At 69.4% G+C, this 4,060-nt stretch carries 3 protein-coding genes; all 3 read left to right on the top strand.

Translation table 11 applies throughout. From position 1 onward, the window contains the following. Positions 1 to 196: 196 nt before the first annotated feature. Positions 197 to 988 (top strand): hypothetical protein, encoded by a 792-nt coding sequence (locus KBY19_RS17265; protein ID WP_210966090.1) that lies wholly within the window; start codon positions 197 to 199, stop codon positions 986 to 988. A 284-nt stretch (positions 989 to 1,272) separates the two neighbouring features. After that, positions 1,273 to 2,412 carry an AAA family ATPase gene (locus KBY19_RS17260; protein ID WP_210966132.1) on the top strand — a complete coding sequence of 380 codons (1,140 nt, stop codon included), beginning with the start codon at positions 1,273 to 1,275 and terminating at the stop codon, positions 2,410 to 2,412. 89 nt (positions 2,413 to 2,501) lie between these two features. Beyond that, positions 2,502 to 4,060 (top strand): hypothetical protein (locus KBY19_RS17255; protein WP_210966089.1); only part of this gene is annotated, 1,559 nt, incomplete at its 3' end.

Below are 4,060 nucleotides of genomic sequence, written 5' to 3'. Positions count from 1 at the left end.
CGCGCCGCATCAGCCGATCGTGTGACTCCAAAACACGCGCGATTCCTTGGAAACTGTCGTGCCGGGCACATGGGACGACACTTCGAGTCGTAGAACCGTGAATTCCCCGAGAAAGGCGTCGTGAATTCGCAGAAAGAGGAGCGATTCGCAGCCCGGGTATTGCTTGAGCGTGCGGCGGGGGCGAGTTACGGTCGTTGTGTTCCTGGAAAACAGGAAACCGAAATCCCCGTTAATTGACCGCGTGAAAAGCGGTGACGGGAGAAGTGTATCTGTGGGAGGTACTTCGATGAACACGCAGTTTGCCGCAGCCGCACCGGACTACCGTATTGACGGATTCGAGCCGGAGTCGGAATCCGTGGAATGGGACTTCGACGCCATCACGCTCAACGACGACATGTACGCGGTGCTGGCTGTGCACCACACCGCCGACGGCCGTGACACCTACCTGTTGTGCTACGACAAAGCGGCTGTCTGGGAAAACGCCCCGGGCACGGCTGAGTACGTGGCCGTGCACATCGCGCGCGATCTCATCGGGCGTACGTTCACCATCAACGCCGAACGCCTGCCCACCGAACCACTGGCCCTGAACTGGCTGCTGTCGGAAGGCTGCCCCACAGACGCGATCAAGCCGGACCAATTCCCCGGCCCGCGCCCGGCGGACACCCTGACATCACGGCTGCAAGACCAACTGCGCTACAGCCCGGAAGGCCGGTACACGCTGCTGTACCACCACACCCACAACCCCGGCACCTTCCGGGACGGCATTGAGGTCACCGTCCTGATGCGCGACAACCACCCTGACGCAGCGGAACGGCCCTGCCGAGTCTTCCTCGAAAAGGTCGCCCCATCCTTCGAGTCCTACACAGTGCGCGAAGGTGCCTTCCCCACCCCGGAGGCGGCGGATGAGTGGCTGATGAACCGGGAGTCGCCGCTGCCGCTGGCCCCGGAGCCGCCGTGCCAGAGCGGCACCGACAGCCGCATCGGCTGAGCACCTTTCTGCCGGGGGCAGTCCCCTGCCCAGCCCCTGGGCTGCCCCCGCTGCACCCCCCTCAACTGAGCTTCCCGGGGCGTGGGCGTTGAGCCGCATCTGCTCCGCCGCACTTCCCCTGATCACCACCGGTTCGAAGTCCTGTTGCGCCGTACGGAGGTACCGCCATGCCGAAAACCGCCGCCGCCCACGCCCCTACTTCCGCCGCTGCTTCCCCCGTTCCCGCCCCCAATACCGCATCAGCTTCCACCGGGAAGGCACGGCCCGGGGAACTGCGGGCGCGGGTGGCCCGGGTGCTGGCCGACGATTCCCAACGGCACTTCACCGTAGGGGAGGTGGTGCGGACATTGGGCAACTCCGGCGGTGCCATCGGGAACGCACTGGAGAAACTGGTCGCCCGGGGCGAGGCCGTTCGGATCGCCGACAACCCGCGCACCTACCGGGCCAACGCCGCGACGGCCGCCGCAGCGCAGACGGTGAGCGTCACCCCGTCCGCCCAGCGCCAGCGCGGACGTCCCGGAACGGGCGCCAAGTCTGCCGCACCCCCGGCGGCCACTGCTGCGCGGCAGCACAAGCCTGCGCCCCCCTCCGCTTCGGCACCCGCTCCGACCGGCGCACAGAGCGGTAGGCCGAGCCCCATCACACGGCCCAACGGGATGAAATACCACCCGCGCGAGTTGGCGCAGATGCCGGACGTGGAGGCGCTGCGCAACCTGCGAAAAGCAGGTGTGCCGGTGCTGTTGTACGGGCCGCCGGGCACCGGTAAGACCTCGGTGATCGAGGCGGCCTTCCCCGACCTGATCACCCTGGCCGGAGACGGTGACACCGAAGTGGCCGACCTGATCGGCGAATACACCCAGCGCGAAGGCGGCGGATACGAGTTCGTCTACGGCCCGCTGGTCACCGCCATGCAGGAGGGCCGCGCGCTGCTGGTCGATGACGCGACCCTGATCTCGCCAAAAGTGCTGGCTGCCCTGTACCCCGCCATGGACGGGCGGCGGCAAATCCAGGTCAAGGCCCACAAAGGCGAGACGATCACCGCCGCTGAAGGGTTCTACGTGATCGCCGGGCACAACCCCGGCGTGCACGGCGCCGTACTGACCGAGGCGCTGGCCTCCCGGTTTTCCGTACAGATCCAAGTTGGTTCCGACTACGACCTCGCCGAAGCGCTCAAGATCCGCCCGAAGGCGGTGACGATCGCCCGGAACCTGGCCCGGCTCCAGGAAAAAGGCGAGGTCGGGTGGGCGCCCCAGCTTCGCGAACTGCTGGCCTTTCAGAAGGTCGAGGCCGTACTCGGGGCCGAGGCGGCGTTCGCCAACCTGATCGGCATCGCCCCCCTGGAAGACCGGGATGTGGTTGCTGACCTCGTCCGCAAGGTCACCGGACACCGCGCCCGACCACTGTCCCTGGGCCGCCAGCTCTAACCCCACCCCGATGGCCCGGCGGTGCCCCCCGCCGCATGCACCGCCGGGCCCCGCACCCGAACACACCTGATGAAAGGGAACTCTGCGTCATGCCCGCACACGCTCACGTTCATCACGGATGGCCCCCGCCCACCGAGGAGGAGCTCGGGCTGGCCCGCTGGGAGGACGACGGCGCCCCGCTGCCAACCCCGTCCCTGTCAGCGACCGCCCGGGAAGCCGAATGGCTTCGGGTCGGTGCCGAACTCACCGGCCGCATTCCCGAACTGGCAGACCGCCGCGACGTTGTGGTCAGCTGCCTGCCGCGCACCCGGGCAGGCGCCAAGGCGTTGTTCATCCCGGACCTCGCCGCCATGGAAGTCGCCACGTCCGTGTTCGCCCCGCTCCGCCCGGCCGAGATCAGTCCGGCCCGTGCGGGGGACGAGGAGAAGTACCCGGCTGCGTGGGGTGCCGTGGTGCACGAGGCGGCCCACGCCGCGCACTCATGCTGGACGCCGCCTTCCGCACTGCGCGGCAGCGCTGTAGATGCGGCGGGGGCGTTGTTGGAGGAGTCGCGTGCGGAAGCCGCGCACCTGGACCGCCGCCCGCACGACCGCCGCTGGCTGCGCGCCTGCGTGGCCCGGCTGGTCATGCCCGACTTCCCCACCTACACCCCGCCGACCCGGTGGGCCGCCGCCTACGCGGCAGGGCTGATCCTCGCCCGCCGGGATGCCGGAATCCTCGACGACGACGAGACCCGGGCCCTCAACGAGGCAGTGAGCAACATCCTGGGCAGCGACCTGCTGGCCACACTGGGCGGAATCTGGCAGGCGGCTCACAAGACGGCCGACACCGACGGGGACTCCATGCTCGACCACGCTCGTGCGTGGTGCGACACGCTTGGGCAGGACCCGGACCAGCCCGCGCCCAACCTCGGCAAGGACCCCAGGGAAGAGGCCGGAGAAGACGGCGAGTCCGGCGGTTCCGGGCGGGCCAGTGGCGAGGGGCTGGAGAAGGTTGTGGCCCGGGTGGTGCGGCGGGTTGCCGCCAGCGAGGCCGCTGTCGCTGCCGCAGCGGTAGCGGCCGAGGCTGCACAGCAGGCACGGGCCGAGGCGAAGAAGGCCCAGGCCGCTCACAAGAAGCAGGCCGCCGATATGGCGAAGAAGGTTTTCGCGCCCGGCCAGACGACCCCCTACGTCCCCGGAGAGGACGGCGAGGGACTCGCCGCACTCGGGTACAGCCCGCCCAGCCCCCTTGCCGGAACCCGCTTGCCCTTGGCGGCGGAGAAGTCGGCAGCCGGGCAATTGGCCCGTGCACTGCGGAATGCGGCTCACCGGGAACGCGTGACGACCCAGACCTCCTCGGCCGCGCCTCCTGGGCGGCTGAACATGCGCGGGGCACTGGTCCGGGACGCTCAAGCGGCGGCGGGCGCTACACCGACCGCGCGTCCGTGGCGCCGCACCCACCACCGGAACGTGCCCTCCCCGCCCCTGCGTGTAGGAATCGCCGTCGACGTGTCCGGCTCCATGCAGGCAGCTGAGGGCACCATCGCTTCGGCCGCCTGGATTCTCGCCAGGGCCACCGCCTTGACCGACCCCGACTCCCGCGTCGCCGCAGTCGCCTTCGACCTCGGCATCACTGCCATCAGCGCCCCCGGCCGCGCTTCCGGGCA

Origin of the sequence: Streptomyces sp. B15 (genome assembly GCF_018070605.1) — a bacterium.
Classification (GTDB): domain Bacteria; phylum Actinomycetota; class Actinomycetes; order Streptomycetales; family Streptomycetaceae; genus Streptomyces; species Streptomyces smyrnaeus.
This window is presented reverse-complemented; position numbering and strand designations above follow the sequence as displayed.